Source organism: Sedimentitalea nanhaiensis DSM 24252 (genome assembly GCF_000473225.1).
GTDB lineage: Bacteria > Pseudomonadota > Alphaproteobacteria > Rhodobacterales > Rhodobacteraceae > Sedimentitalea > Sedimentitalea nanhaiensis.
Map to the genome: position 1 here is coordinate 3,336,342 of NZ_KI421509.1, position 25,319 is coordinate 3,361,660.

The following is a 25,319-nucleotide window of genomic DNA, read 5'->3' on the forward strand; positions in this document are numbered from 1 at the left end:
TGCGCCGGTGTCTAGGCGCAAGATCGGGCGGGATCAAGTGAAAAAATCCCGCCCGTCGCAGATTTGCTGCGTCAGTCGTCATCCTCGACAGCGACGTCCGCGATCTCTTCCAGCGAGACATCGTCATCGTCGTCGTCGTCTTCCAGGATATCATCGTCCAGATCGACATCGACAGTGTCATCGTCATCCAGAACAGCATCGTCGTCCGGGGCCGCCTTTTGCTTGGCTTTCACGGTCGCGGCGTCTTCGGAATCGGCGGCGATCATGCGGCCTTTGCCCGCGACGACAACAACCGTTTCGCCCGTATAGGGGCTGACGATGGGGTCTTTGTTCAGGTCATAAAACCGTTTACCGGTTGTCGGGCACAAACGCTTTGTGCCCCATTCTTCGTTGGGCATGTGAATCCCCTTGATTATCTGATGAGTCGGATCGACGATTCAGGTCGCATGCCATATGAGGTGGGCACTGTCAAAGCCTTAAGCGGTTGAAAGGGACGTGGACATGGCGGAACATCTGTTGCCCGGTGCGCCACCAGTGGCGGTGACGTTGCGCCGGTCCGGGCGCGCGCGCCGGATCACCCTGAGAATTTCGCGGCTGGACGGGCAGGTCACGCTTACCCTGCCACCGGGGGTGCCGGATTCCGAGGCGCTGGCCTTTGCGCGTTCAAAACAGGACTGGATCCGCGATCATCTCGAGGCGCGGGTGGAGCCGACCGATGTCGGCGTCGGAACCGAAATCCCGATCGAGGGGGCGTTGCACCGCGTGGTGGCCGCGCAGGGACGGCGGGTGACTGTGCGCGAGGGCGAAATTGCGGTGCCCCCCGATGCCGCCGGACGCCGGTTGGCGGGCTGGCTGCGCGAATTGGCCCGCGACCGGCTGACCGCGGCGTCAGATCACTATGCCGCCGCTCTGGGGCGGCCCTATGCGCGTATGACCCTGCGCGATACACGGTCGCGCTGGGGCTCGTGCACGTCACGGGGCGCGCTGATGTACTCGTGGCGGCTGATCCTCGCGCCGCCCGAAATCCTGCGCTATGTCGTCGCCCACGAGGTGTCCCATCTGGCCGAGATGAACCACTCGCCCGCCTTTTGGGCCACGGTGCAGCGCCTGCACGGCCCCTACAGGGATCAGCGGCAGTGGCTGCGTCGGCATGGCAACGATCTGCACGGGTTTCGGTTCTGAGTCCGACGAGACTTGACCTTGGGGGCGGTTGTGATCACAAAAGACCCCATGCTGACCACCCGTCCCAACGAACCGACCCTGGTTGCGGCGCATGACCGCGTTTATCGCGCCCTGCGCGCGCGTATCATGCATGGTGACATCGCGCCCGGTCAGGCACTGACCCTGCGCGGCATCGGCAAGGAATTCGGCGTCTCGATGACCCCGGCCCGCGAAGCCGTGCGGCGTCTGGTGGCCGAAGGCGCGCTGTTCCTGTCGAGTTCGGGCCGGGTCTCGACCCCCGAACTCAGCCAGGAGCGGATCGAGGAACTGGCCGCCCTGCGCGCCCTGCTCGAGGTTGAACTGGCCAGCCGCGCCCTGCCGCGCGCCCACATGGCTTTGATCGACCGGTTGCAGACCATCAACGGCACCATTACCGAAACCGTGTCCAACCGTGACGCTGTCGGTTACATCCGCACCAATCTGGAATTTCACCGTGCGCTGTACCTGCGCGCTCAGGCCCCCGCGATGCTGGCGATGGCCGAAACCGTCTGGCTGCAACTGGGTCCGACCATGCGGGCGCTTTATGGCCGTTTGCGCCGCACCGAGGCCCCGCATTTCCACAAGCTGATCATCGCTGCGCTCAAGGCCGGAGACGAGCCGGGGCTGCGTCTGGCGGTGCGCTCGGACGTGACCCAGGGGCTGCGGATGCTGACCGGCTGACGGGCAAGCAGAAAGGCCGCCCAAACGGACGGCCTTTTGTCTTCACACCGGAAACTGGGCTCTCAGGCGGCCTTGCGGCGGCGCGCGGCAAACAGACCGCCAAGTGCCGTCACCAGCATGATACCGGCTGCGGGCAGCGGCACGGGGGCCAGCTCGGCGGTCACCAGGTTCTGGCTGCGTACCCGGTTCGGGTCGGTATTCAGGCCTTCGAAATAGGTCAGATCCCAAATGCTGGGTCCGGTATAGGATTCGGCATCGGCCAAGTATGCGTTGGCCTGTGCCTGAACGCCATTATTGGCAGCGGTTTCATAGAACACGCCATCGCCATTGGAGACGCTCCAGTCGGTGTCATAGACAGCATTCCACAGCGCGACCTGAAAGCCCGCCGATTCAACGGTGCTGTTCAGCGCGGTGTCAAAGCCCGAGTCAAACAGCTTCTGGATCCGGTTCACACCGCCATTTGCAATCAGATCGGTGCTGTTGCTGAACGGAGTCGCCGTGGGTGCGTAATCATAGGTCTGGCCGGAATAGATCTTGCCAATGATATCCAGGCAAAACACCACAAAGCTGTTCTGGGTGCTGGTGTCCTTCATTTCAAAGGCGCCGGCGGCCCCGTTATAGCCAGGAGCGGTGACATTCACGCTCTGATTGCCGTTGGTCCAGCCATCGAATTCCAGGGAGAGCGCCGAAGCGCCGTTTGCAGCCACAAAGGTTGCCAGTGCCGCCGCAGCGGCCAATCGCATCGTCTTCATCGTCAAAATCCAATTCGTTACACATACATGCCGCGCCGATAGATACAATTTGCGCGACTTGCCGAGGTCCATAGGTGAAAGGTTGCCAATCCGTCAAGAGCCGGGTCGCATGATCCGGTGGCGGCATGATGTCAGAAACGCCGGTTCTGGCCGGAATATGCGGTTTTTTGACGTTTCTTGCCGGGTTTTCCCCGATTCAAGGGCGACGGGCGATACTTCGAAAAGTTCCGGGGCGGGCGCGGCGTGTAGCGGATGGTGCAACAATCGCTGCGCGCGCCCAGGATTGTCCGCTGCCAACAAAAAGACCCGCCGGAAATCCGGCGGGTCCAATTGAGATCGATTCTGTGCCGCCCTCAGGCGGTCAGCGCCGCCTGTGCCTTGGCAACGATGGCACCGAACGCATCGGGTTCGTGCACGGCCAGATCGGCCAGAACCTTGCGGTCCACTTCGATGCCGGCCAGCGACAGGCCGTTGATAAAGCGGCTGTAGGTCAGCGCTTCGTCATGGCTGCGCACGGCGGCGTTGATCCGCTGGATCCACAGCGCGCGGAAGTTGCGCTTGCGGTTCTTGCGGTCGCGTGTGGCATACTGGTTCGCCTTGTCGACCGCCTGGGTCGCGACCTTAAAGGCGCTCTTGCGGCGGCCGTAATAGCCCTTGGCGGCCTTGATGACTTTCTTGTGACGGGCGTGGGTGACCACACCGCTTTTTACGCGTGACATATGTTCAGCCTCCTATCAGCGGTCGTAGGGCATAAAGCCCTTGACGATTTTCGCGTCGGGGGCAGAAAGAGTGGTGGTTCCACGCGCATCGCGGATGAACTTGCGGGTCCGCTTGATCATCCCGTGGCGCTTGCCGGCCTGGCCGGCCATGACCTTGCCAGTGGCCGTCACCTTAAAGCGCTTCTTGGCGCTCGATTTCGTCTTCATCTTGGGCATTTCCGTCTCCTCGTTCTTGGGTCGGTACAAAACGCGACTCGGCATGCCACTTTGGCCGGTCGCGCGGTCAGAAGCGCCTGTTACGCAAATCGGATCGGGCTGGCAAGGGGCGCAGGCGGGAAATCGGCCCGTTTGCCGGAAAATAACAGGGCTTCCGGCAAAACCGGGCATACAGGCGGATTTTGCTGCCCCGCCCCCGGTCAGCGCGGCGGCGGAAACAACGATTGTGACGCGATATCTATGACGCGATGCCCGCGATCACGCCCAACACCGTATCCGGGATCTGGTCGATCCGATAGCCGCCGGGCTTGGTGCTGAGCGCGAACAGAATCAACCCGCCCGCAATCAGGATCGTCAGCGCAGGAGCCCGCGGCGCGCGCCTGCCGCTGATTGCCGACAGGATCGAGGGGATCGAGAATACCCCCACGATCACACCCAGTGTCAGTGCCAGATCCGGTTCCATCGTAACTGTCCCATTTTCGCCTCTGGGGCGCTATTCTGGATCAGTTCGGTAAATCAATCGTTCATCGCAGGGAGCGACGCGCAGAATGTTGGTGGTTCCGGGCACGTTGAACGGCACCCCGGCGGTGATCACGATCTGGTCGGTCTCGGTGGCGAACCCTCCGGCGCGGGCGGCACGGGCGGCGTTGACCACCGCGCCCTTGAACCGCTGCAATTCCACCGTCATCACACAGGTACAGCCCCAGCTCAGCGCCAGACGCCGGGCGGTGCCGCGCTGCGATGTCATCGCGATGATCGGCACGCCGGGGCGTTCACGCGCGGTCAACAGGGCGGTGGTGCCGCTTTGGGTGAAACAGCAGATTGCCTTGATATCGGTGGTTTCGGCAATTTCCCGTGCCGCCGCGACGATGCCGTCCGCCACGCTGGTGCCTTTGACATTGCGCGAGGCGGCGATGATCTGGGCATAGGTCGGGTCGGCCTCGACCTCGATCGCCACCCGGTCCATGGTCTGCACCGCCTGCACCGGAAACCGTCCGGCCGCCGACTCTGCCGACAACATCACTGCATCCGAGCCTTCGTAGATCGCCGTGGCGACGTCGCTGACCTCGGCGCGGGTGGGCATCGGGCTTTCGATCATGCTTTCCAGCATCTGGGTCGCCACGATCACCGGTTTGGCCGCCGCCCGGCACCGGCGCACCAGCCGCTTCTGGATCGGCGGCACCGCCTGCACGGGCAGTTCGACGCCCAGATCGCCGCGCGCCACCATGATGCCGTCGCTGACCGCCAGAATGTCGTCGAAGCGCTCGACCGCCTTGGGTTTCTCGATCTTGCACATGATCGCCGCCCGCCCTTTGACCAGGTCGCGCGCCTCGGCCACGTCCTGTACCCGCTGCACAAAGCTCAGCGCCAGCCAGTCGACCCCCAGCGCGCAGGCGAACTCCAGATCGCTGCGATCCTTGTCCGACAGCGCCGCCAGCGGCAATTCGACATCCGGCACGTTGACGCCCTTGTGGTTGCTGATGGTGCCGCCCGCTATCACCGTGCATTCGGCGAAATCGGGGCCGCATTTCTCGACTTTCAAGCGGATCTTGCCATCGTTCACCAACAGCGACACGCCGGGCCGCAACGCCGCAAAGATCTCGGGATGGGGCAGGCACACCCGCGTCGCGTCGCCATCGGCGGTGTCCAGATCCATCCGGAACGACGCCCCCACGTCCAGATCGTGCGCGCCGCCGGCAAATTTCCCAACCCGCAGCTTGGGTCCCTGCAAATCGGCCAGAATCGCAATCGGGCTGTCGAGATCCTGTTCCACCTGCCGGATAATCTCGTGCTTCTGGCGGATCTCGTCCTGGGTGCCGTGGCTCATGTTCAGCCGGAACACATCGACACCGGCCTCGTGCAGCGCCCGGATCATCTCATATGTATCCGAAGCGGGCCCCAGGGTGGCCACGATCTTGACATTACGCTGGCGTTTCATCGGCAGACTGCCCCCAATTTCATATATGTTGTAGCAAACATGTTATCGCAAACATATCGGTGCCGCTTATGGCGCAATTCCCATTTGCAGGCAACTGGCCTAAAGCTGTACGCAACAAAATGACAGGCCCATGACATATACCCCATTTTACCTCTACGGCGAAACCCGGCCCAACCGCTGGCTCATCACCTGCGATCACGCAACCAACACCGTGCCACCGCTGGTGGCGGGCGGCGATCTTGGCCTGCCCCGCGAAGACATGGAGCGCCACATTGCCTATGATGTCGGTGCTTACGGGCTGGCACAGCATCTGGGCGTGCTGCTGGATGCACCGGTGATCGCATCGAATTTCTCGCGTCTGGTGATCGACCCCAACCGGGGCGAGGACGATCCGACCCTGCTGATGAAACTCTACGACGGCTCGGTCATACCGGCCAACCGCCACGCCGATGCCGCCGAGATCCAGCGCCGTCTGAACCTGTGCTATCGCCCCTATCACAACGAACTTGCACGCATGGCCGCGCTGCCCCATGCGGTGATCCTGTCGGTCCACAGCTATACCCGTCAGCTCCGGGGCCGTGAACCGCGCCCTTGGGAGGTTGGCGTACTGTATGCCGACGACGACAGGCTGGCGCGCCCGCTGATCGAGCTGCTGGCCGCCGACGGGATGTGTGTCGGCGACAACGAACCCTATTCGGGCCACCTGCCGGGGGATTCGATCGACAAGCACGCCATCGCCCAGGGCCGACCCAACGTGCTGATCGAGCTGCGCAACGACCTGATCGCCGATGACGCCGGGCAAAGGCAGTGGGCGGACCGTCTGGCCCCGATCCTGACGGCGGCGCTGACGGCGGCGGCGATCTGATCGACCGCCATGGGCGCGGTGCGGATCCCGATGCCAGATCCCGGCGTCGCTTGTTTCGCGCAACCGCCCACGCCATATTTCGGGCAGGCAGGTCCATTTGCTGCCCGAAACCGGAGGTTTGAAATGACTGTGGAAACCCTGACAACGTTCTTCGGCTGGATGGCGGTTCTGAACATCGCTTATCTGACCCTGGCGGCCCTGGCTCTTCTGGGGGTGCAGAACTGGGTGCTTGGCATCCATCAACGCATGTTCCCCGTGGACGAAACCGACCTCAGACTCGCCTATTTCACCTGGCTCGGAAACTACAAGATCGCGGCGATGGTGTTCAGCATCGTGCCTTATGTCGCGCTCAGACTGATGTAGACAGGCCCGGTTGCCCAACCGGGCAGGGCGTTCACAAACGTCTTGCCCCTCCCGCTGTATTGCAAAAGGATCACCGCCATGGATGAACAAACCGAAATCGAACTTCAGGCCGCCGCGTTTCGTCGCCTGCAAAAACATCTGATGCAGGATCGCACCGATGTTCAGAACATCGACCTGATGAATCTGGCCGGGTTCTGCCGCAATTGCCTGTCGCGCTGGTACCAGGAAGCCGCCGCCGAAAAGGGTATCGACATCGGCAAAGAGGCCGCGCGCGAACATTTCTACGGAATGACCATGGCCGAGTGGAAAGCAACCTATCAGACCGACGCCAGCCCGCAGCAGCAGGCCGACTTCAAGGTGTCCTTTGCCGAGAATGTCACCGGCAAGGACTGACGGCCGGTTCAGCGGGCCCTGGCCGCCATCCGGCGGATGAAATCGGCGCAGTCCGCAGGGGCGGTGATCGGAATCATGTGGCCGCGCGCTTCCAGGGTTTCATAGTCCAGCCCGTGCGCCTGCATCGTGTGACCATGCGCCGCCGGCGACAGGATCGCATCCGCCGCGCCGTACAGGATGCCGCCGGGAACAGTCAGTTCGGCTGCATAGCGCGCCGAGACCCGCGCCGCGTCGCTTTGCATCCCCACCACATCGGCCGAGGCGGCGACAAAGGCCTGCGGGCGCATCCCCAGCACCGCCCCGCCCCGAATCATGAAATCCTCGGGGCAGGGCTCGGGCGCAAAGACGATCGCCAGCACCTTGTCCTTGGTTGCCGCCGCCAATGGCACCGCGATGGTGTTGCCGATCAGGCGGCGCAGCCATGGCGATTTTATCTGCAATCCCCTGAACACTTCGGGCACCTCGGTCTGATCCTGGGTCGCCGGGCACAGCAGGGCCAGCGCCCCGGTCTTTTCGGGGCGCTCCAGCGCCATGGTCAGGGCCACCGCGCCGCCCAGGGAATGGCCAACCAGAACCGGGCGTTCGATTCCCAGCGCATCCAGCGCCTCGCCGATCATCCGCGCCTGTTCGGTCGGGGTGGCCAGATCGTCACTGTCGCGCCGCGAATAGCCGCATCCCGGCCGGTCCACCGCGATCACCCGGAACTCATCCGCCAACAGATCGGCGATGGCATAGGTGAAATGCTGCAACTGCCCGCTCAGCCCGTGAATCAGCACCACCGGCGGCGCGTCCCTGGCCCCGGTCTCGATATAATGCACCGACCCGCCCCGCACGGTCTGGATCTGCCCGACCTGCGGCACCAGCCGTTCCGCCTGACGCGCCATGCTGCGGGTGCGCAGGACAGCCAGGGCCAACAGAGCCAGAACAAGGATGACGATCAGCCAAAGGATCGGGGACATGAAATCAGGCTCCGCAAGGTGGATGAGATCCGAAGCCTAAAGCATCCTGTCTCAAACTTGTATCGTCTATCGCTGTCGGAGATCAGAGATTTCAACGCGCTAGGCGATGTCCCGGGCCAAGGACGAAACGCCATGGAACGCCAGCCGGGGCAGGGAAACCGGTTTTCCGTCACGCACACCGCAGCAGACGCGGCGCGGCCCGGCGGCTGGGGTGACCTTTTGGCAACGCCTGGGGCCGCACGCCGCGTTAACCGTCGGTTTTCGCCCGAATTCCTACGCCGCGTATGTACGCGGTATGTACCGTGAGCCAGCGGCCACCCGGCCTTGAAGACAAGGGCGTAACCCGATGTCCGGGGCTGCCCTTGCCAAGCCGTTGCGCGGCCCGTCTCAGATCGCGGTCTTCAGGCTTTCTTCAAGATAGATTTCGCGCAGACGCGGCGCCACGCGGCCCGGAGCTCCGGTTCCGATCCGGGCACTGTCGATTTCAACCACCGGCATCACGAACGTGCTGGCCGAGGTGACAAAAGCCTCGTCCGCCTCGCGCGCTTCCTCAAGGGTGAAATTGCGCTCTTCCACCTCCATCTGCGCCTCGCGGGCAAACCGCAGAACGGCGGCGCGGGTGATGCCATGCAGGATGTCATGGCTCAGGCCACGGGTGATGATCTTGTTGCCCTTGACGATATAGGCATTGTTGCTGGTGCCTTCGGTCACGAACCCATCCTCGACCATCCAGGCATCGTCGGCCCCGGCCTTTTTGGCCATCATCTTGCCCATGCTGGGATACAGCAACTGTACCGTCTTGATATCGCGCCGGCCCCAGCGAATATCGTCTATGCTGATGATCTTGATGCCCTTTTTCGCTACTGGATTATTGGCGAGACCGGGCTTGTTCTGGGTGAACAGCACCACGGTGGCGGGGGTTCGACCGGGGTCGGGAAAGGCAAAATCCCGATCGCCGGGCGCACCACGGGTGATCTGCAGATAGATCATGCCCTCGTCGATGCCGTTCAGTCTGACCAGTTCGCGGTGAATCTCCAGCAACGCGTCCTTGGTGACCGGGCTGGCCATCTCCAACGCGCGCAGGCTGCGCTCGAGCCGCACCGCGTGACCGTCGAAATCGATCAGCTTGCCTCCCAGCACGCTGGTCACCTCATAGACCCCGTCGGCCATCAGGAATCCGCGATCAAAGATCGAGACCTTGGCCTCGGTTTCCGGCAGGTATTCGCCGTTCACATAGACGGTGCGCATGATGTCTGTTCTCCTATCCCCAAAGTGCCGCGATCGGCGGATGCACGCCCTTGTCATCGAATGTCAAAGGGTTGTCACGGTCTTCGGCCAACAGGAGCGGCCCGTCAAGGTCTGTGACCATCGCCCCCTGCGCCAGCAGGGTGGCCGGGGCCATCGCCAGAGACGACCCAACCATACAGCCCACCATGACGCCGTAACCGGCTGATACCGCAGCAGATTTCAGTGCCAGCGCCTCGGTCAGGCCGCCGGTTTTGTCAAGCTTGATATTGACCACATCATACTTGCCGGTCAGCGCCGGCAGGCTGGCGCGGTCGTGACAGCTTTCATCGGCACAGACCGGCACCGGGCGGTCCATCCCGATCAGCGCCTCGTCCTCGCCGGCGGGCAGGGGCTGTTCCACCAGCGCCACACCCAACCGCACCAGATGCGGCGCAAGATCGGCATAGACCGGCGCGCTCCAGCCTTCGTTGGCATCCACGATGATGCGCGAATTGCGTGCCCCCGCGCGCACCGCTTCCAGCCGGGGCATGTCGTCTGGCGTACCCAGTTTGATCTTCAGCAACGGGCGATGCGCGTTCTTTTCGGCCTGCGCCCGCATCGCTTCCGGAGTGTCCAGCGACAGGGTATAGGCAGTGATTTCCGGACCGGGAACAGGCAGGCCAGCCAGCTCCCAGACCCGTTTTCCCGCGCGCTTGGCCTCAAGGTCCCACAGCGCGCAGTCCAGCGCATTGCGCGCCGCACCCGCTGGCAGCGCTGCCGCCAGCCTGGCGCGTGTCACTTCACCCGACAGCGATTCGATCTGTGCCTGCACACTGTCCAGCGTTTCGCCATAACGGGCGTAGGGCACACATTCACCCCAGCCGCGATGGCCCCCGTCTGTCACCGTTATCGTCAGAACCCGGGCTTCGGTGCGTGACCCGCGTGAAATGGTAAACGCTTGCGCCAGCTTGAAAATATCGCGAGTTACATCAATTCGCACGGTGCTTCCCCTTGCCTTAAATACGCCCGCCGGTGGCACCCGACTGATGCCACCGGCCCAGGCCGTGCCTATACTGCGGCCAGAGCGTCCACCAGACGATCGGCCCCCTGACGATAAGGGTCCACCGCAGGCAGCCCCATGCGCGCCTCGACCTCGGCCAGATAGCTCAGCGCTTCGTCCTCGGTCATGTGCTGGGTGTTCACCGCGATTCCGACCACCTGGCACGCCGGGTTCGAGATCCGGGCCAGCGGCAGCGCCGTGTCACGCAGTGTTTCGAGACTGGGCAATGTATAGCCCGGCAGCCCCCGCATATGCGCCCGGCTGGGCTCGTGGCTCAGGATCAGCGCGTCGGGTTGCCCACCGTGAATCAGCGCCATGGTCACGCCCGAGAACGAGACGTGAAACAGGCTGCCTTGCCCCTCGATGATATCCCAGTGGTCATCGTCATTGTCCGGCGTCAGATACTCGACCGAACCGGCCATGAAATCGGCAATCACCGCATCCAGCGGCACCCCGTGTCCGGTAATCAGGATGCCAGTCTGCCCGGTGGCGCGAAAGGTGCTTTTCAGGCCCCGCTTGCGCATCGCCTCGTCCAGCGCCAGTGCCGTGTACATCTTGCCGACCGAGCAATCGGTGCCCACTGCCAGAACCCGCTTGCCGCTGCGCTTGATGCCGTTGGCAATCGGATAGCCCACCGACGGCACCCGCACATCATGCAGGGTTCCGCCATGGGTCTGGGAGGCCGCCACCAGGTCGCCTTCGTCACGCAACAGGTTGTGCAGCCCCGACGCCAGGTCAAAGCCCATTTCAAGGGCGGCGATCAGCACCTCTTTCCATGCCGGTGAAATCACGCCGCCACGGTTGGCGACGCCGATCACCAGGGTTTTGGCCCCGGCAGATTTCGCCTCGGCCAACGTCATGTCGGACAGCCCGACATCGGCCTTGCACCCCGCCATGCGGAATTGTCCAACCGCATTTTCGGGTCGCCAGTCCTTGATGCCCTGGGCCACCTTGGCGGCCAGTTGGTCAGGCGCATCGCCCAGAAACAAAAGATATGGGGTCTCGATCATCGGGCTGCACTCCTTGTAAATTATCGGCACCCTAAAGCAGGTGCAGAACGAGTGTGTCGCGTTTTCGGTTGTGCAACTGCAGAAAGTCGCACGATTATTCTGATAACGGCGCTTTAGGTCGGGCTTTCTTGCACAACTCTGGCATAAGATTCGCTGTTTCTCCCGCGAGGGCGGTTCGCTTGCTGCAGCTGCATAATCCCGCTTGCGCCGGTCTGCGCAATTTAATATCCCGCCAGGGAAAGATATCGCAACATCCTTACCCGAAAGGCCCCGATCATGAGCTTCCGCCTCCAGCCAGCCGCACCGGCCCGTCCCAACCGCTGTCAGTTGTTCGGCCCCGGCTCGCGCCCGGCTCTGTTCGAAAAGATGGCAGCCAGCGCGGCGGATGTGATCAATCTGGATCTGGAAGATTCGGTTGCCCCCACCGACAAGGACGCGGCCCGCGCGAATATCATCCAGGCCATCGGTGCGCTCGATTGGGGCACCAAGACGCTGTCGGTGCGCATCAACGGGCTGGACACGCCATGGTGGTATCGCGACGTGGTCGACCTGCTGGAGCAGGCGGACGAACGTCTGGACCAGATCATGATCCCCAAGGTCGGCTGCGCAGGCGATCTCTATGCGGTCGATGCCCTGGTCACCGCGATCGAGGCCGCAAAGGGACGCGGCAAGCGGATCGATTTCGAAGTGATCATCGAAAGCGCTGCGGGCATCGCCCATGTCGAAGAGATTGCCGCCGCGTCGCCCCGGCTGGTCGCCATGAGCCTGGGCGCTGCCGATTTTGCCGCGTCGATGGGCATGCAAACCACCGGCATCGGCGGTACGCAGGAAAACTATTACATGCTTCACGAGGGCCAGAAACATTGGTCCGATCCGTGGCACTGGGCGCAGACCGCCATCGTCGCCGCCTGCCGCACCCACGGCGTGTTGCCGGTTGACGGCCCATTCGGCGATTTCTCGGATGACGAAGGGTTCCGGGCCCAGGCCCGGCGTTCGGCGACGCTGGGCATGGTTGGTAAATGGGCGATCCACCCCAAGCAGATCGCCCTGGCCAACGAGGTGTTCACCCCGTCCGATGAGGCGGTCGCCGAGGCGCGCGAGATCCTGGCGGCGATGGAACAGGCCAAGGCAAATGGCGAAGGCGCCACCGTCTACAAGGGGCGGCTGGTCGATATTGCCAGCATCAAACAGGCCGAGGTGATCGTGCGTCAATCCGAGATGATTGCCGGCTAGTACCCTCTGCGGGGCGGGCGCACGAGCGACCGCAAGGCCCGCCGTCCCGCCCCGCGCCATGGGGGGCGGACTGGCGGCAGGGGGACCACCGGGCAATGGGCGCCGCTGGCGTTTTGTCCGGCGGAGTCTCTATCCTGGATTTTTCCGGCCGCAACACCTGCGACGAGGTCGAGGACCCTGTTCGGATGACGTTCGGCAAGCCTGTTTGTGAACCTTTTGGGCGGGCGAGCCGCCGATAAGATCAGGCCGCCGAATAGAGCGACTCGTAGATCGGGGTCAGGGTGTCGTCATCAAACAGGGACGATACGGACGTGCCGTTCCAGATGTTCAGAATCGCTTGGGCAAAGACCGGCGCGGTTGGCACGATCCGGATATTGGGTGCCGCTTGTACGGCGGCGGTGGGCTGAATCGTATCGGTGATGACAAGAGATTTCATCACCGAGTTTGTCACCCGCTCGACAGCGGGGCCGCTCATCACGCCGTGGGTGATATAGGAGTGCACTTCTTTGGCACCGTTCTCCAACAGCACCTCGGCCGCCTTGCACAGGGTACCGGCGGTGTCGCACATGTCATCCACGATCAGGCAGATCTTGTCTTTTACGTCGCCAATCACGGTCATCTCCGCCACTTCGCCGGCCTTTTCGCGGCGTTTGTCCACGATCGCCAGCGGCGAGTTGATCCGCTTGGCCAGCTCGCGTGCGCGTGCCACTCCGCCGACGTCGGGCGACACCACCATCAGATCGTTCATCTGGTCCTTGAAGTGGGTCTTGATATCCAACGCAAAAACCGGGCTGGCATAAAGGTTGTCCACCGGGATGTCGAAGAACCCCTGAATCTGGGCGGCATGCAGATCCATCGTCAACACCCGCTCGATCCCGGCACCCACCAGCATGTTGGCGACCAGCTTGGCGGAAATCGGCGTGCGTGCCTTGGTGCGGCGGTCCTGGCGTGCATAGCCGAAATAGGGCAATACGGCGGTGATGCGCGCGGCCGAGGACCGGCGCAATGCATCGGCCATGATCAGCAGTTCCATCAGGTTGTCATTCGCCGGGTTCGAGGTGGGCTGAACGATGAACATGTCCTCGCCGCGCACGTTCTCGTAGACTTCGACAAATATCTCGCCATCGTTGAACCGCTCGACGCGGGCGTCGACCAGCCCCGTATGCACGCCACGGTGCATGGTCATCCGTCTGGCGATCGCCTGGGCCAATGGTAGATTGGCGTTCCCCGCGATCAGCTTGGGTTCGGTCAGTGTCGGCATGGTTTGGGTTCCCGGGCAGCTAGGGCAATGTGACAGATTCGTGATGTTGACACCGCTTAGCATGGCCTTACCGTCGCGCAAACAAATTGGCGGAAGGAAATCGACATATGGCTGACATCGACTACTTTTTTGCGACGTTATCGCCCTATGCCTATCTGGCGGGCGACCGGTTGGAGCGGATTGCGGAAAAACACGGGGCCAAAATCGCTTACAAGCCGCTTGACCTGATCGCCCTGTTCGGCCGGACAGGCGGGGTGCCGCCCAGGGACCGGCACCCGGCGCGGCAGGAATACCGCGCCATCGAATTGCTGCGCCAGTCCGCCAAGCTGAAGATGCCGTTCAACCTTAAACCGGCGCATTGGCCGACCAATATGGCACCGTCCTCATATGCCATCATCGCGGCGCAATTGGCGGGCGGGGGCGATGTTGGCGCGCTGGTGCAGTCTTTTCTGCGCGCCTGCTGGGCCGAGGAAAAGGACATTGCCCAGGACGATGTAATCCGCGCCTGCCTGCAAGCGGCTGGATTCAATCCGGCACTGGCCGACAGTGGATTGTTGCAAGGGGCTGAAACCTATGCCGCCAACCTGGAGGAAGCCGCCGAACGCGGCGTGTTCGGCGCGCCGTTCTATATCACGTCGGACGGCGGGCGGTTCTGGGGGCAGGACCGGTTGGAGGATCTGGACGCGCATCTGGCCAAACTGAAGGCATGAGGAAGGCCGACAAGGCCCCGCAGGTGTGGTTCCGGCCTGCGATGCGCCTTGTATCACGAGCGCGCCGGGATGCTTGCGCCGAGTGTTGCGAAGCGGGGCGCGATGCCGACTTTGGTGCTGAGAGAGACATGTCACAGGGTGATTTGCGTGCAGGATGACGTGTCGGCGCGGCGTAAAGCGTGCAGGTGCAAATTGCCGGTGCGGGCATATGTTGCCCATCACCCCGCGTCTTCGCCCGCTTTCGATCCGACCTGCGCACCGTCCAGGCCGACCCGCTAGCCGGCGAGAAGCGCCAGGAACCGGTCGATCTGCTGATCCGTGATTGACCAGTCGCAGACCAGCCGCGCCGCAAGCATTTCGTCGGGATCGTCGCCCTTCAGTTCGCCCTCCCAGATATAATACACCGCACCGCCATCGTGCAGGCGTTGATGCGCGGCGCGGGGGAATGCGGCAAAAATCATGTTGGCGTCAGGTTGATGCAGAAATTCGGCTCCGGCGGCTTGCAACCCGGTGGAGAGCCGCGCACAGGCGGCATTTGCCGTGCGCGCCAGTGTCAGCCACAGATCGTCGCGCAGATAGGCGGCCATCTGGGCGGACAGGTAGCGGTGTTTGGAAAACAGGTGTGCGCCCCGCTTGCGACGCAATTCGAACTCCCAGGCTTTTTCAGGGTCAAAAAACACCACCGCCTCGACCCCCATACAGCCGTTCTTGGTGCCCCCAAGGGACACCGCCTCGACCCCCGATTTCCAGGTCATCTCGGCAGGGGTGCAGCCCAGTTGAACCAGCGCATTGGCAAAGCGCGCGCCGTCCAGATGCACCGGCAGGCCATGCGCCTTTGCAACATCGCTCACTGCCCGCAACTCGGCCAGGGAATAAACTGAACCTCGCTCTGTGACCTGGGTGATCGAAACGGCTCCGCGCTGCGGCCCATGGACACCGCGGGTTTCTTCCTTGGCGATGGTTGCGGCCAGCGCCGCGGCGGTCATTTTGTCCGGGCCGGGCACCAGTGTCAGCTTGGCGCCGCCGGTAAAGAATTCGGGCGCATTGCATTCATCTTCGTGGATATGGGCGACGGGTGAGCAGAAAATCGTCTTCCAGGGGGGGGTCAGGGTGGCCAGAGCCAGAGAATTCGCGGCGGTGCCGGTGGCGACCAGATAGACGGCGGCCTGGGGGGCCTCAAACAGGTCGCGAATCTGCGCGCGCACCTCGTCCATCAGCGGATCGACCCCATAGGGCATCGCAAAACCGGCATTGACGTCATTCAGGGCTGCCATCACCTGGGGGTGGGCTGGACCCGCATTGTCTGAGGCAAAAAACATCAGATTGGCTCCACGATTATGTGATCTTCCCACTCTTCTTCGGGGATTTCGAATTCTGGCACGGTCCAGCCCTGCACCGATACGCCCGCATCGTGAACCGATTGCGCGGTGCCGGAAATCAGCGGGTGCCAATCATAGAGCGGCTGGCCCTCGTACAGTAAGCGATAGGCGCAGGTCGAAGGCATCCAATAGGCGTGGCTGTCGATGTTCCGGGGTGTCAGCACGATGCATTCGGGTACAAATTGATGGCGGATATCGTATTGCGAACAGCGGCAGGTGCTGTCGTCCAGCAGCCGACAGGCGACGCGGGTCAGCTCGACTTCACCGGTGTCTTCGTCTTCCAGCTTGTTCAGACAGCATTTGCCGCAACCGTCGCACAGGGCTTCCCATTCCTGTTGGGACAGCTTGGAGAGCGGTTTGCGCTCCCAGAACCGATGGCCGAGCCCGGCGCGATTGATCGGATCGTTCATTCGGCGCTCAGGAGGGCGCGGGCGCGGGCGCAGTCGGCGTCCATCTGGGTGATCAGGGCGTCGAGCGAGTCGAATTTTTCCTCGGGGCGCAAATATGCGACCAAGGCTACGGACAGGGTGGTGCCGTAGAGATCGCCGGAGAAGTCGAAAAGGAAGGTTTCCAGATTGGCGCGATTTTCGCCGAACATGGGGCGCACGCCAATCGATGCCGCGCCCTGATAGCTGCCCTTGTGGGGGCCGTCCAGCACATCGACGAGGACTGCATAGACGCCAAATGCCGGAGGGTGAAGGCCGTCGATAGACATGTTGGCGGTGGGAAAGCCGAGGTCGCGGCCACGTTGTTCGCCGCTGATCACTTTGGTTTCGATTCTGTGCCAGTGCCCCAGCATTGCCGCCGCATCCCGGGGGCGCCCGTCGCTGAGCGCCTGGCGGATGGCGGTCGAGGATACGGTGTGCTCTCCGTTCTCCAGCAGCGGCGCGATGGTGACGCCAAAGCCCATGTCTTTTCCGAATTGAACCAGATCCCGGGCGCGTCCGGCGCGCCCCTTGCCAAAGCAGAAATCGGCACCGACAACCACATGGGACAGGCCAAGCCCGTCGGTGATGACGTTGCGTGCGAATTCGCGGGGGCTGAGGCCTGCCAAACCGGTGTTGAATGCCAGCTCATACAGCCGCTGCACGCCCAGTTTTTCCAGCCGGTGGCAGCGGGCCTGCCGACCCATCAGGCGGAAAGGAGGCGCGTCGGGCGCAAAAAACTCACGCGGATGGGGCTCAAAGGTCAGCACGCCGAACGGGGCGCCGCGAACCGCGTGCCGCGCAAGATCCATGACCGATTGATGGCCCAGATGAACACCGTCGAAATTGCCGATCGCGACGCTGGCGCCGCGATCCTGGGGTTCGACAAACTGATAATCCCGCACGATCCGCATGGCCGTTGCGTAGCTTTCATGGCGCGGTTGCGCAAGAGCCCGGATGTGCTTTTGCGGGCCCTGATTTTGCCTGAACGGGGGGGATCGTCAGTCGAACTTGCGGCTGGGGGCGAGAACCACGGCCTCGCCGATCAGAACCTTCTTGCCGTCCACCGCACAGTGGCATTCGAGCTTGACCCGGCGTTTGCCCATATCGATATCGATGACCTTGACCTCGGCATAGACCGTATCGCCCGGGCGCACCGGAGCCAGGAATTTCAGCGACTGACCCATGTAGACCGTTCCATGACCGGGCAATTGTTCGCCGATCACTGCCGAGATCAGCCCCGCCGTCAGCATGCCATGCGCGATGCGCCCTTCGAAGATTGTGTCGCGGGCATAGTCATCGTCCAGATGTACCGGATTCCGATCCGTGGACACTTGTGCGAACATTTCGATATCCTGATCGGTCACGGTTTTGCGCAGATGGCGCGACATGCCCATCTCGATATCTTCGATACAGATCGTTCCGCGGGGCAGATTGTCCAACATGGTTCCTCTTTCGTCATCGTGCAGGTAATAAAAATACAGCAACGCTGCGTCGGTTGGTAACTTTATTACTTTGCAGGTGCAGAAAATCAAGCTTTTTTTAGGTCAGCGCAATTTACCTATGCTGTAGCGCGGGCTGATTTTTTCCTTTTGAAGATAGAGCTCTAGCGCCTTGGTATCCGGGTGATCGGCGGTCCTGGTTTCCGCTGCGGCCAACCCGCCGGTGATGAAGAGAGAATCAATGTCTTCGCCCATGGCCCCCGATATGTCGGTGTGGATGCCGTCGCCGATGGCCAGGATCAACGAATCAGGCACCATCCGGTCCAGTTCTGCCAGCCGACGACGGGCCAGATCGTAGATCGGCGGATATGGCTTGCCGAAATACATGCTCTCGCCACCCATCTCGGTATACAGCCGGGCCAGCGCGCCGGCGCACCATTCGCGGGTCTCGCCGCGATCGACAACGATATCCGGGTTGGCGCACAGCAGTTTCAGGCCCTTCTGCTTGGCATACAGAAATTGCGGCCGGTTCTCGGCCGGGTCCGCCATGGGATCGAACGGGCCGCAACAGACGATGCCCTCGGCCTGATCCAGCGGCACGCGGGTGATTTGTACCGGGTTGTCGATGACCGCGAGCGGTTCGAAAAAGCCGGCATCGCGGACCTCTTCGCCCATGAACCAGACTTTTTCCCCCACCGCGCCGCGAAACATGGCGGCGCGTGCGCTGTCGCCCGATGTGGCAATGGTATCCCATGCGTCGTCCGGCACGCCAAATTGCACAAGTTGGTCCCGCACCCCAGCACGGGGTTTGGGCGAGTTGGTGACCAGCACCACGGTTCCGCCGGTTTGACGATAGGTCTGTAAAGCCGTGACCGCACCGGGCAGCGCACGCACTCCGTCGTGCACACAGCCCCACAGGTCGACAAACAGGGCCTTGTAGCGGTCTGAAATCTCGCTGAGCGCGGAAATGATCTGGGTCATGGCATCCTCATCTGGTTTGGCATGACCGTGATCGTACAGGCGGCAGACCGCAAGCCCGAAACCCGATTGCGATTATACGGCGCGATGGCATCCCACCGCATTTAGGTGCCGCGCGCTTGCATTTGAAACACCAAGGCCGGGGCTGTGAATATCATTGCCGATGTGGCGTGGGTTCGGTCGGGGGCGCCCCGGTCAACCAGAGCAGGACAATTTGGGTTTCCCTCTGTCATTCCGTTCATGATGTTCAGGTTGTCGGACATCACGTCTGGACCACGGCGATCGAGGCAAATTTGCGCCAACGGCCCGTCGTTGTCCGGGGCCTAACCCCGGAAAGCCGGCCCCGGGCTTCGGAATTGCGGGCCGTATGATTGAGTATTGGGAACGGCAAGATCGGAGCAGGCCCGGTGTACGCTCCATTTACACGCCGTCGGTGACGTTCCAATTCATGACGACAGGCATTTCGATTTGCGCCCCATCTGTCCTGGAAGGGGTCTTGGGCCAACGGCGCGCATCAGATTATCTACAGAGTGTGAGTGACCTGACGGGCGCCAATGGAGCGGGCGGCGGGAATCGAACCCGCATCATCAGCTTGGAAGGCTGAGGTCTTACCATTACACAACGCCCGCGTACTGGATTTGCTCACTATTTCATAGGACTTTTCGCGTCAAGTGGTATGTCGCCAATCGCAGTTTATGAGCCTCGGGGTCATCCGGTTTTCCAGCCCGGGCCTGACCTTTGGCCGGTCGGCCGTATCAGATTTCGTTTGTCCAGTGCGCCATTCATCGATTCTGGAATCAGATTTCAGGCCGCGCCCGGGCGAAGCTGCGGGCGCTGAGATTGCGTGCCATAAAATGGTCGGCTTCCGGGGCGATCGGCACCTCCTGAGCGGTGCGGAAATCGAAGGGGCGATTGATTTTCTACGTTATCATTCGGCCTGATGTCGCTATTCAGAACGCATGCGCCTGTTTTTATTGACCGCCCTGACCATGACCGCATTTGCGGCAAATTCGATTCTGAACCGGTTGGCGGTGGACAGCGGAACCATCGATCCGGCCAGCTTTGCAGTGTTGCGGGTGGCGGCGGGTGCCCTGGTGCTGGCCCTGCTGGTCCGGTGGCGGGGCCGATCTCTGCCGCTGTTGGTGCCGCGCCGCATCATCGGGGCGGGATCGCTGGTGCTGTACATGATCGGTTTCTCGGCTGCGTATCTGACGCTGGACGCCGGGTTGGGGGCGCTGATCCTGTTCGGAGTGGTGCAGATCACCATCTTTGTGTTGGCCAGCCTACGCGGTGCTCCGCCGCAGCTTCGCCAGATCGTGGGGGCGGCGATTGCCTTTGGTGGGCTGGCCTGGGTTTTGTCGCCATCGGAGACAGTGGTCGTCGATCCCGCCGGGGTGGCGTTCATGGCCGCCGCCGGCGTGGGCTGGGCTGTCTATACTCTCGCGGGGCGCAGCGAGCCGGACGCGCTTGCGGGCACGGCGGCGAATTTCTGCATGGCCCTGCCGCCGGTGCTGCTGGCGCCACTGATTCTGGGCGGCGAGCCGGTTGTCAGCCTGACCGGTGCGGCATTCGCGGTGCTGTCCGGCGCGGTGACGTCGGGGCTTGGCTATGCGCTTTGGTATTCGGTGGTGGGGCGGTTTTCTCCGGCGATGGCGGCGATCGTGCAATTGGCGGCCCCCGTGATCGCCCTGATTGCAGGCGTATTGCTCTTGGGAGAGGTGGCCAGTCTGCGACTGGTGGCGGGGGCAGTGCTGGTTCTGGGCGGGATCGCCCTGTCGGTGCGCATGACCCCGGAGTCGAATACGACCAAGTGACTTTCCCCGCGTCCGGATCCGGCGTATTCGGCGCATATGAGACTGGCGTTCCTCTTGTTGCTTATGCTGCCCACATCCGGTCGGGCGGATTGCGTTGTGCTGCTGCACGGGCTGGCGCGGACCGAAGCATCCTTTGCGATCATGGAGCAGGTTCTGCTGGCCCGCGGCTATGACGTGGTGCGGCCCGGATACCCGTCGACCGACCTGCCAATCCCTGCTCTGGCCGAACAGACACTGCCTGAGGCGGTTGCACAATGTGGCGATCAGACCGTGCATTTCATCGCCCATTCGATGGGGGGCATCCTGATCCGCTATTGGTTTCGTCGCACGAGGCCCGAAAAACTGGGCCGGGTTGTGATGTTGGGCCCGCCCAATCAGGGCAGTGAGCTGGTCGATGAACTGGGCGATCTAGAGGTTTTCGGGGTATTGAACGGTCCCGCCGGGCTGCAACTGGGCACCGGGCGCGACAGTCTGCCGCGCCGGTTGCCGCCGGTGGACTTTCCATTGGGGGTAATCGCCGGAACCAATTCGCTGAACCCGCTGTTCTCGGCCCTTATCGACGGGCCGGACGATGGCAAGGTCTCGGTACAGTCGACCCGCGTTCAGGGGATGACGGACCATATCCAGCTTCCGGTTACCCATACATTCATGATGAACAATCCGCGTGTTATTGCCGAGGCGTTGCATTTCATAGAATTCGGCCGTTTCGATCCGGATATCTCGTGGATGGATGCCGTATTCGGCACGATCGAGACGCTGTGCGAGACCGGTCTGTGCGACGCGCCGCAGCCGCATAAGGAGCAACCGTGAACAGCCTGGCGCTGGATCTGCACGGGGCCGAGGTTCTGCTGCCCCAGGCTGGGCTGGGGCCCGCGACCTTGTCCCTGGCGGATGGGTTGATCCAGGCCGATCCGGTGGGCCGACGGGTGAATTTGTCGGGCTATCTGGTGCTGCCGGGCATCATCGACATCCATGGGGACGGGTTCGAGCGCCATATGGCCCCCCGACGGGGTGCGATGAAGCAGATGTCCGAAGGGGTGATCGCCGCCGAAGCCGAGCTGGCCGCCAATGGCATGACCACCGCCGTTCTGGCCCAGTTCTACAGCTGGGAGGGTGGGTTGCGCGGTCCCGAGTTTGCCGAACAGGTGTTTATGGCCATCCGGCAGATGCGCGACGGGGTGGTGACGGATGTCATCCCTCAATTGCGGTTTGAAACGCATCTGTTGGCGGACTATGCCGATCTGCCCCAACGGCTTGCAAACTGGGGGGTATCCTATGTGGTGTTCAACGATCATTTGCCCCACGAGCGGCTTGCTGCGGGAAAAATTCCACCGCGCTTGACCGGGCAGGCGTTGAAAGCGGGGCGCAATCCGGATCGGCATTTGCAGTTGTTGCGGGATTTGCATGCGGCTGGCAGTGACGTTCAGGCCGCGCTGGACGATTTGGCGCCCAGATTGGTCAAGGCGGGTGTTCGTTTGGGCAGCCACGACGATAGAACGGCGGCGGATCGCGACAGATGGCGCGCGCGCGGGGTGCGGATTGCCGAGTTCCCAGAAACGCTCGAGGCCGCCGAGGCGGCGCGCGCAGGCGGGGATAGCGTGGTGCTGGGGGCTCCGAATCTGGTGCGGGGCGGGTCGCATAAGGGCAATGTCAGTGCGCTCGAGCTGGTGGCGATGGGATTATGCGATGCGTTGGCCTCGGACTATCATTATCCCAGCCCGCGCCGGGCGGCGTTGATGTTGGCACGCAGCGGGATTTGTGAATTTTCCGATGCATGGGGGTTGGTGTCGCGTGAACCCGCAAGGGTGCTGGGCCTGGCCGATCGCGGCGAGCTCGCGCCCGGACAGCGGGCGGATCTGGTGATTCTGGAGCAGAAATCCCACCGGGTTGCGGCAACGCTTTCGGGGGGCAGGGTAAGCTATATGACCGGCGATGTCGCCGCGCGGTTTTTGAGATAGGCCGCAAAAGGGGCGCGCGACGCCTCGGGCTCGTTGAGCCGTCGTTGCCGCGCACGAAAATCCGCGGGATTTTCGAGGCGCGTGGCTCAGCCGGTGCGCTGGATTCGATTGATGTGACCCATCTTGCGTCCGGGTTTGATCTGGGCCTTGCCATAAAGATGCAATGCGGTGTCGGGATCGCGGGCGAGATCGGGCACGCGGTCCATATCCGCACCGATCAGGTTCTCCATCACCACATCGGCATGGCGTTGCCCGTTGCCCAATGGCCAACCCGCAATGGCGCGGATGTGCTGTTCGAACTGGTCCACCGCACAGCCGTTCTGAGTCCAGTGGCCCGAATTATGCACCCTCGGAGCGATTTCATTGACGACCAGCCCCTGTGGCGTGACAAAGAGTTCGACACCCAAAACACCGACATAATCCAGCGCGTTCAGGATGTTGGCGGCCAGAAGAACCGCGTCGGTGCGCTGTGCGGAGGACAGGCGGGCTGGCACGGTGGTGGTATGCAGGATGCCATCGCGGTGAACGTTCTCGCCCGGATCGAAACATGCGACCTCGCCGGTCAAACCGCGCGCGGCGATCACGGAAACCTCGTGACTGAAATCCACAAACCCTTCGAGCAGGGCCGGGGCACCCGCCATCTCTTCAAGTGCCCGGGAGGCGTCTTGTGGCCCAGACAGCCGTGCCTGGCCCTTGCCGTCATAGCCCAGGCGCCGGGTCTTGAGGATTGCCGGGGTGCCGGTTTCAGCGATGGCCGCCGCAAGGCTGGCAAGATCATAGACATCGGAAAAGGCGGCGGTTTGCAGACCCAGTTGCCGCAGGAAAGTCTTTTCCGTCAACCGATCCTGGCTGATCCGCAGTGCCTCGCGCCCGGGATGAATCGGGCGGTGTGCCTCCAACACGTCTAAAGCGGCGGTGGGGATGTTCTCGAATTCATAGGTGACGACATCGACGCTTTTGGCAAAAGCGGCCAGCGCATCCGTATTGTCATAGGCGGCGGTTGTCACCCGGTCGGCAACCTGACCGGCAGGCGGGTTGGCACCGGGTTCAAAGATATGGGTGGCAAAGCCCAGCCGTGCGGCCGCCATCGACAGCATGCGCCCCAATTGGCCTCCGCCCAGAATTCCGATGACGGCACCGGGCTGCAACGGATCACTCATCGATCGGCTCCTCGGCGATGGATGCGGAGAGCGCTGCGCGCCAGTTGTCCAGTCGCCCGGCCAGAGCGACATCCCCAAGGGCGAGGATACCAGCGGCCATAAGCCCGGCATTGGCAGCCCCGGTCGCGCCGATGGCCATGGTGGCAACGGGAAACCCCTTGGGCATCTGCACGATCGAATACAGCGAATCCACACCGGACAGCGCGCGGGTCTGTACCGGGACGCCGATCACCGGCACGCGGGTCTTTGATGCCATCATGCCCGGCAGATGCGCCGCCCCGCCAGCCCCGGCGATGATCACCCGCAATCCGCGCGCCACGGCGGTTTTGCCGTAGTCCCACAAGCGGTCCGGCGTGCGATGTGCTGACACGATGCGTTTCTCGTAGGATATGCCCAGTTCATCCAGAATGTCGGCGGCCGGTTTCATGGTCGCCCAGTCCGACTGGCTGCCCATGATGATGCCCACGTTAGTCTCGGTCATTGCCCGCCCTCGCAATCAAAAGAGCGCGCACTATATCGGGATAGCGCGCCTAGGCAATGATGTCCGGGGTCAAACGGTCTTCAATCCTTGCGATAATGTCCTTCAGTCGCAATTTTTGCTTTTTCAGGCGCTTCAGGGTCAGTTGGTCCGCCGTACCGCGTTCAACCAGCGCCGCGATTGCCTCGTCCAGGTCGCGATGCTGGCGGCGAAAGACCTCCAGTTCGACACGCAACACTTCATCGGTTTTCATCGACAGATCGGATTGGACGTTCATTGGCGGATCCAGAATCGTTTCGGCATTGTCGCAAGGATACGCGGATAAGATGTTTTAACCTAGACCTTGTTGCGAACAAGGTTTCCCCCCATATTTGTTGCGTGCGGTTGCCGAACCGGGACCGCGCGCACCGTCGCTTTAGATACCAAAGGACGAAAACGTGTCGAAACTTACTCTGGGCTCCTATCCGCATCTGCTGGGATTTGAGCAATTGGAACGCCTGTTGGAACGGTCCTCAAAGACCGGCAATGAAGGTTATCCCCCGTTCAATATCGAACAGACCTCGGATTTTTCCTATCGGATCACACTGGCCGTGGCCGGTTTCGCCGAGGCGGATCTGTCGATCACGGTCGAGGACCGGCAATTGGTTATTCGTGGCCGTCAAAGCGACAACAGCGAGGGGCGGGTGTTTTTGCATCGTGGCATCGCAGCGCGCCAGTTCCAACGCATGTTCGTTCTGGCCGACGGCGTCGAAGTGGGCGAAGCGGTCATGGAAAACGGCCTGCTGCACGTGGATCTGACGCGGGCGGTGCCCGAGGCCGTAGTGCAAACCATCAATATCAGGAAAGGGTAAGTTATGGATACTCCTTACAATTTCGATCACATGGACAATCGGATCGTCTATGTCAAAACCGTAGACGTTGCAGATTTGCCCGACGAGGTGCAGGCCGAGGTGGGTGATTTGACGCAACTCTATTCGGTGCATACCGTGGACGGAGAGCAACTGGCATTGGTCGCCGATCGGCGGATGGCCTTTACGCTTGCGCGCCAGCATGACTATGCGCCGGTGGCGGTACACTGACTTCTCGCAGGCTGTCCG

Annotated in this window: 31 protein-coding genes and 1 tRNA gene; 12 read left to right on the forward strand and 20 right to left on the reverse strand. The window is 62.3% G+C overall.

The features are described from left to right. Positions 1-71: 71 nt before the first annotated feature. Entirely contained in the window at positions 72-398 is a 327-nt protein-coding gene (locus NANH_RS0118320; RefSeq protein ID WP_027263377.1) for a TIGR02300 family protein, read from the reverse strand. A gap of 103 nt (positions 399-501) precedes the next feature. On the opposite strand from NANH_RS0118320, the gene NANH_RS0118325 reads away from it, so the two are divergent. Further along, positions 502-1,182, forward strand: coding sequence for a M48 family metallopeptidase (locus tag NANH_RS0118325; RefSeq protein WP_027263378.1), 681 nt, complete (start codon positions 502-504; stop codon positions 1,180-1,182). 48 nt (positions 1,183-1,230) lie between these two features. Continuing rightward, positions 1,231-1,881: a GntR family transcriptional regulator gene (locus NANH_RS0118330; RefSeq protein WP_027263379.1), complete on the forward strand. Its 651-nt coding sequence runs from the start codon at positions 1,231-1,233 to the stop codon at positions 1,879-1,881. 62 nt (positions 1,882-1,943) lie between these two features. Here NANH_RS0118330 and NANH_RS0118335 read toward each other — a convergent pair whose 3' ends face one another. The 5 genes from NANH_RS0118335 to pyk form a co-directional block, all read right to left on the reverse strand. Further along, positions 1,944-2,633 (reverse strand): VPLPA-CTERM sorting domain-containing protein, encoded by a 690-nt coding sequence (locus NANH_RS0118335; protein ID WP_245601465.1) that lies wholly within the window; start codon positions 2,631-2,633, stop codon positions 1,944-1,946. Positions 2,634-2,986: 353 nt separating this feature from the next. After that, positions 2,987-3,352 carry a 50S ribosomal protein L20 gene (gene rplT / locus NANH_RS0118340; RefSeq protein ID WP_027263381.1) on the reverse strand — a complete coding sequence of 122 codons (366 nt, stop codon included), beginning with the start codon at positions 3,350-3,352 and terminating at the stop codon, positions 2,987-2,989. A gap of 15 nt (positions 3,353-3,367) precedes the next feature. Next, positions 3,368-3,568 (reverse strand): 50S ribosomal protein L35, encoded by a 201-nt coding sequence (gene rpmI, locus NANH_RS0118345; RefSeq protein ID WP_027263382.1) that lies wholly within the window; start codon positions 3,566-3,568, stop codon positions 3,368-3,370. Between the two features lie 238 nt (positions 3,569-3,806). Further along, positions 3,807-4,031, reverse strand: a complete 225-nt coding sequence (locus NANH_RS0118350) for a hypothetical protein (RefSeq protein ID WP_027263383.1) — start codon at positions 4,029-4,031, stop codon at positions 3,807-3,809. Positions 4,032-4,061: 30 nt separating this feature from the next. After that, on the reverse strand, positions 4,062-5,507 hold the full coding sequence (gene pyk / locus NANH_RS0118355) for a pyruvate kinase (protein ID WP_027263384.1): 1,446 nt from the start codon (positions 5,505-5,507) through the stop codon (positions 4,062-4,064). Positions 5,508-5,637: 130 nt separating this feature from the next. Between pyk and NANH_RS0118360 the strand changes: the two genes are divergently transcribed. From NANH_RS0118360 to NANH_RS0118370, 3 genes are all read left to right on the forward strand, one after another. Further along, positions 5,638-6,372 (forward strand): N-formylglutamate amidohydrolase, encoded by a 735-nt coding sequence (locus NANH_RS0118360; protein WP_027263385.1) that lies wholly within the window; start codon positions 5,638-5,640, stop codon positions 6,370-6,372. Between the two features lie 123 nt (positions 6,373-6,495). After that, complete coding sequence (locus NANH_RS0118365; RefSeq protein WP_027263386.1) at positions 6,496-6,735, forward strand: DUF6868 family protein; 240 nt, start codon at positions 6,496-6,498, stop codon at positions 6,733-6,735. 78 nt (positions 6,736-6,813) lie between these two features. After that, the gene (locus tag NANH_RS0118370; RefSeq protein WP_027263387.1) at positions 6,814-7,128 is read left to right on the forward strand and encodes a DUF1244 domain-containing protein; all 315 of its coding nucleotides are present in this window, start codon (positions 6,814-6,816) and stop codon (positions 7,126-7,128) included. 8 nt (positions 7,129-7,136) lie between these two features. Here the strand turns inward: NANH_RS0118370 and NANH_RS0118375 are convergent, their stop codons facing one another. The 4 genes from NANH_RS0118375 to dgcN form a co-directional block, all read right to left on the reverse strand. Next, on the reverse strand, positions 7,137-8,087 hold the full coding sequence (locus NANH_RS0118375; protein ID WP_027263388.1) for an alpha/beta fold hydrolase: 951 nt from the start codon (positions 8,085-8,087) through the stop codon (positions 7,137-7,139). A gap of 387 nt (positions 8,088-8,474) precedes the next feature. Beyond that, positions 8,475-9,335: a D-amino-acid transaminase gene (locus NANH_RS0118380; protein WP_036050051.1), complete on the reverse strand. Its 861-nt coding sequence runs from the start codon at positions 9,333-9,335 to the stop codon at positions 8,475-8,477. Between the two features lie 13 nt (positions 9,336-9,348). Beyond that, a complete protein-coding gene (gene dgcA / locus NANH_RS0118385; RefSeq protein ID WP_027263390.1) occupies positions 9,349-10,314 on the reverse strand; it encodes an N-acetyl-D-Glu racemase DgcA in 966 nt (321 codons plus the stop codon). A gap of 68 nt (positions 10,315-10,382) precedes the next feature. After that, positions 10,383-11,384, reverse strand: a complete 1,002-nt coding sequence (gene dgcN / locus NANH_RS0118390) for an N-acetyltransferase DgcN (RefSeq protein WP_027263391.1) — start codon at positions 11,382-11,384, stop codon at positions 10,383-10,385. A gap of 276 nt (positions 11,385-11,660) precedes the next feature. On the opposite strand from dgcN, the gene NANH_RS0118395 reads away from it, so the two are divergent. Then, positions 11,661-12,617, forward strand: coding sequence for an L-malyl-CoA/beta-methylmalyl-CoA lyase (locus NANH_RS0118395; protein ID WP_027263392.1), 957 nt, complete (start codon positions 11,661-11,663; stop codon positions 12,615-12,617). 241 nt (positions 12,618-12,858) lie between these two features. On the opposite strand, the gene NANH_RS0118400 is transcribed toward NANH_RS0118395, so the two are convergent. Further along, a complete protein-coding gene (locus NANH_RS0118400) occupies positions 12,859-13,878 on the reverse strand; it encodes a ribose-phosphate pyrophosphokinase (protein WP_027263393.1) in 1,020 nt (339 codons plus the stop codon). A 107-nt stretch (positions 13,879-13,985) separates the two neighbouring features. Between NANH_RS0118400 and NANH_RS0118405 the strand changes: the two genes are divergently transcribed. After that, positions 13,986-14,588: a 2-hydroxychromene-2-carboxylate isomerase gene (locus tag NANH_RS0118405; RefSeq protein WP_027263394.1), complete on the forward strand. Its 603-nt coding sequence runs from the start codon at positions 13,986-13,988 to the stop codon at positions 14,586-14,588. Between the two features lie 275 nt (positions 14,589-14,863). Here NANH_RS0118405 and NANH_RS0118410 read toward each other — a convergent pair whose 3' ends face one another. The 6 genes from NANH_RS0118410 to NANH_RS0118440 form a co-directional block, all read right to left on the reverse strand. Continuing rightward, entirely contained in the window at positions 14,864-15,907 is a 1,044-nt protein-coding gene (locus NANH_RS0118410) for a threonine aldolase family protein (protein WP_027263395.1), read from the reverse strand. Further along, positions 15,907-16,377 (reverse strand): YcgN family cysteine cluster protein, encoded by a 471-nt coding sequence (locus NANH_RS0118415; RefSeq protein ID WP_027263396.1) that lies wholly within the window; start codon positions 16,375-16,377, stop codon positions 15,907-15,909. Before NANH_RS0118415 ends, NANH_RS0118410 begins: the two co-directional genes overlap by 1 nt. Then, the gene (locus NANH_RS0118420) at positions 16,374-17,306 is read right to left on the reverse strand and encodes a bifunctional riboflavin kinase/FAD synthetase (protein WP_027263397.1); all 933 of its coding nucleotides are present in this window, start codon (positions 17,304-17,306) and stop codon (positions 16,374-16,376) included. Before NANH_RS0118420 ends, NANH_RS0118415 begins: the two co-directional genes overlap by 4 nt. 87 nt (positions 17,307-17,393) lie before the next feature. Next, positions 17,394-17,837, reverse strand: coding sequence for a MaoC family dehydratase (locus tag NANH_RS0118425; RefSeq protein WP_027263398.1), 444 nt, complete (start codon positions 17,835-17,837; stop codon positions 17,394-17,396). A 102-nt stretch (positions 17,838-17,939) separates the two neighbouring features. Continuing rightward, complete coding sequence (locus NANH_RS0118430; RefSeq protein ID WP_027263399.1) at positions 17,940-18,815, reverse strand: TIGR01459 family HAD-type hydrolase; 876 nt, start codon at positions 18,813-18,815, stop codon at positions 17,940-17,942. A 552-nt stretch (positions 18,816-19,367) separates the two neighbouring features. Further along, a tRNA-Gly gene (locus NANH_RS0118440) sits at positions 19,368-19,441 on the reverse strand. Positions 19,442-19,771: 330 nt separating this feature from the next. On the opposite strand from NANH_RS0118440, the gene NANH_RS0118450 reads away from it, so the two are divergent. From NANH_RS0118450 to NANH_RS0118460, 3 genes are read left to right on the forward strand one after another with little or no spacing between them, the layout of a single operon-like run. Next, positions 19,772-20,626 carry a DMT family transporter gene (locus NANH_RS0118450; RefSeq protein WP_027263401.1) on the forward strand — a complete coding sequence of 285 codons (855 nt, stop codon included), beginning with the start codon at positions 19,772-19,774 and terminating at the stop codon, positions 20,624-20,626. Positions 20,627-20,662: 36 nt separating this feature from the next. Then, positions 20,663-21,436: a lipase family alpha/beta hydrolase gene (locus NANH_RS26560; RefSeq protein WP_036050054.1), complete on the forward strand. Its 774-nt coding sequence runs from the start codon at positions 20,663-20,665 to the stop codon at positions 21,434-21,436. After that, positions 21,433-22,584 carry an alpha-D-ribose 1-methylphosphonate 5-triphosphate diphosphatase gene (locus tag NANH_RS0118460; RefSeq protein WP_027263402.1) on the forward strand — a complete coding sequence of 384 codons (1,152 nt, stop codon included), beginning with the start codon at positions 21,433-21,435 and terminating at the stop codon, positions 22,582-22,584. Before NANH_RS26560 ends, NANH_RS0118460 begins: the two co-directional genes overlap by 4 nt. Positions 22,585-22,670: 86 nt before the next feature. Here NANH_RS0118460 and NANH_RS0118465 read toward each other — a convergent pair whose 3' ends face one another. From NANH_RS0118465 to NANH_RS0118475, 3 genes are read right to left on the reverse strand one after another with little or no spacing between them, the layout of a single operon-like run. Further along, positions 22,671-23,744, reverse strand: coding sequence for a 5-(carboxyamino)imidazole ribonucleotide synthase (locus tag NANH_RS0118465; RefSeq protein WP_027263403.1), 1,074 nt, complete (start codon positions 23,742-23,744; stop codon positions 22,671-22,673). Beyond that, the gene (gene purE / locus NANH_RS0118470) at positions 23,737-24,225 is read right to left on the reverse strand and encodes a 5-(carboxyamino)imidazole ribonucleotide mutase (protein ID WP_027263404.1); all 489 of its coding nucleotides are present in this window, start codon (positions 24,223-24,225) and stop codon (positions 23,737-23,739) included. The genes NANH_RS0118465 and purE overlap by 8 nt, the downstream gene beginning before the upstream one ends. 49 nt (positions 24,226-24,274) lie before the next feature. Then, on the reverse strand, positions 24,275-24,499 hold the full coding sequence (locus NANH_RS0118475; RefSeq protein ID WP_027263405.1) for a YdcH family protein: 225 nt from the start codon (positions 24,497-24,499) through the stop codon (positions 24,275-24,277). 160 nt (positions 24,500-24,659) lie between these two features. Here NANH_RS0118475 and NANH_RS0118480 point away from each other — a divergent pair, with 160 nt between their 5' ends. Then, a complete protein-coding gene (locus NANH_RS0118480) occupies positions 24,660-25,073 on the forward strand; it encodes an Hsp20 family protein (RefSeq protein WP_027263406.1) in 414 nt (137 codons plus the stop codon). 3 nt (positions 25,074-25,076) lie between these two features. Next, positions 25,077-25,301: a DUF1150 family protein gene (locus NANH_RS0118485; protein ID WP_027263407.1), complete on the forward strand. Its 225-nt coding sequence runs from the start codon at positions 25,077-25,079 to the stop codon at positions 25,299-25,301. Positions 25,302-25,319: the final 18 nt, after the last annotated feature.

What these genes read in the sequence shown, in the direction of transcription:
- NANH_RS0118320 (WP_027263377.1), bottom strand. Translation starts at nt 398, where the DNA reads ATGCCCAACGAAGAATGGGGCACAAAGCGTTTGTGCCCGACAACCGGT.
- NANH_RS0118325 (WP_027263378.1), top strand. Translation starts at nt 502, where the DNA reads ATGGCGGAACATCTGTTGCCCGGTGCGCCACCAGTGGCGGTGACGTTG.
- NANH_RS0118330 (WP_027263379.1), top strand. Translation starts at nt 1,231, where the DNA reads ATGCTGACCACCCGTCCCAACGAACCGACCCTGGTTGCGGCGCATGAC.
- NANH_RS0118335 (WP_245601465.1), bottom strand. Translation starts at nt 2,633, where the DNA reads ATGAAGACGATGCGATTGGCCGCTGCGGCGGCACTGGCAACCTTTGTG.
- rplT (WP_027263381.1), bottom strand. Translation starts at nt 3,352, where the DNA reads ATGTCACGCGTAAAAAGCGGTGTGGTCACCCACGCCCGTCACAAGAAA.
- rpmI (WP_027263382.1), bottom strand. Translation starts at nt 3,568, where the DNA reads ATGCCCAAGATGAAGACGAAATCGAGCGCCAAGAAGCGCTTTAAGGTG.
- NANH_RS0118350 (WP_027263383.1), bottom strand. Translation starts at nt 4,031, where the DNA reads ATGGAACCGGATCTGGCACTGACACTGGGTGTGATCGTGGGGGTATTC.
- pyk (WP_027263384.1), bottom strand. Translation starts at nt 5,507, where the DNA reads ATGAAACGCCAGCGTAATGTCAAGATCGTGGCCACCCTGGGGCCCGCT.
- NANH_RS0118360 (WP_027263385.1), top strand. Translation starts at nt 5,638, where the DNA reads ATGACATATACCCCATTTTACCTCTACGGCGAAACCCGGCCCAACCGC.
- NANH_RS0118365 (WP_027263386.1), top strand. Translation starts at nt 6,496, where the DNA reads ATGACTGTGGAAACCCTGACAACGTTCTTCGGCTGGATGGCGGTTCTG.
- NANH_RS0118370 (WP_027263387.1), top strand. Translation starts at nt 6,814, where the DNA reads ATGGATGAACAAACCGAAATCGAACTTCAGGCCGCCGCGTTTCGTCGC.
- NANH_RS0118375 (WP_027263388.1), bottom strand. Translation starts at nt 8,087, where the DNA reads ATGTCCCCGATCCTTTGGCTGATCGTCATCCTTGTTCTGGCTCTGTTG.
- NANH_RS0118380 (WP_036050051.1), bottom strand. Translation starts at nt 9,335, where the DNA reads ATGCGCACCGTCTATGTGAACGGCGAATACCTGCCGGAAACCGAGGCC.
- dgcN (WP_027263391.1), bottom strand. Translation starts at nt 11,384, where the DNA reads ATGATCGAGACCCCATATCTTTTGTTTCTGGGCGATGCGCCTGACCAA.
- NANH_RS0118395 (WP_027263392.1), top strand. Translation starts at nt 11,661, where the DNA reads ATGAGCTTCCGCCTCCAGCCAGCCGCACCGGCCCGTCCCAACCGCTGT.
- NANH_RS0118400 (WP_027263393.1), bottom strand. Translation starts at nt 13,878, where the DNA reads ATGCCGACACTGACCGAACCCAAGCTGATCGCGGGGAACGCCAATCTA.
- NANH_RS0118405 (WP_027263394.1), top strand. Translation starts at nt 13,986, where the DNA reads ATGGCTGACATCGACTACTTTTTTGCGACGTTATCGCCCTATGCCTAT.
- NANH_RS0118410 (WP_027263395.1), bottom strand. Translation starts at nt 15,907, where the DNA reads ATGTTTTTTGCCTCAGACAATGCGGGTCCAGCCCACCCCCAGGTGATG.
- NANH_RS0118415 (WP_027263396.1), bottom strand. Translation starts at nt 16,377, where the DNA reads ATGAACGATCCGATCAATCGCGCCGGGCTCGGCCATCGGTTCTGGGAG.
- NANH_RS0118420 (WP_027263397.1), bottom strand. Translation starts at nt 17,306, where the DNA reads ATGCGGATCGTGCGGGATTATCAGTTTGTCGAACCCCAGGATCGCGGC.
- NANH_RS0118425 (WP_027263398.1), bottom strand. Translation starts at nt 17,837, where the DNA reads ATGTTGGACAATCTGCCCCGCGGAACGATCTGTATCGAAGATATCGAG.
- NANH_RS0118430 (WP_027263399.1), bottom strand. Translation starts at nt 18,815, where the DNA reads ATGACCCAGATCATTTCCGCGCTCAGCGAGATTTCAGACCGCTACAAG.
- NANH_RS0118450 (WP_027263401.1), top strand. Translation starts at nt 19,772, where the DNA reads ATGCGCCTGTTTTTATTGACCGCCCTGACCATGACCGCATTTGCGGCA.
- NANH_RS26560 (WP_036050054.1), top strand. Translation starts at nt 20,663, where the DNA reads ATGAGACTGGCGTTCCTCTTGTTGCTTATGCTGCCCACATCCGGTCGG.
- NANH_RS0118465 (WP_027263403.1), bottom strand. Translation starts at nt 23,744, where the DNA reads ATGAGTGATCCGTTGCAGCCCGGTGCCGTCATCGGAATTCTGGGCGGA.
- purE (WP_027263404.1), bottom strand. Translation starts at nt 24,225, where the DNA reads ATGACCGAGACTAACGTGGGCATCATCATGGGCAGCCAGTCGGACTGG.
- NANH_RS0118475 (WP_027263405.1), bottom strand. Translation starts at nt 24,499, where the DNA reads ATGAACGTCCAATCCGATCTGTCGATGAAAACCGATGAAGTGTTGCGT.
- NANH_RS0118485 (WP_027263407.1), top strand. Translation starts at nt 25,077, where the DNA reads ATGGATACTCCTTACAATTTCGATCACATGGACAATCGGATCGTCTAT.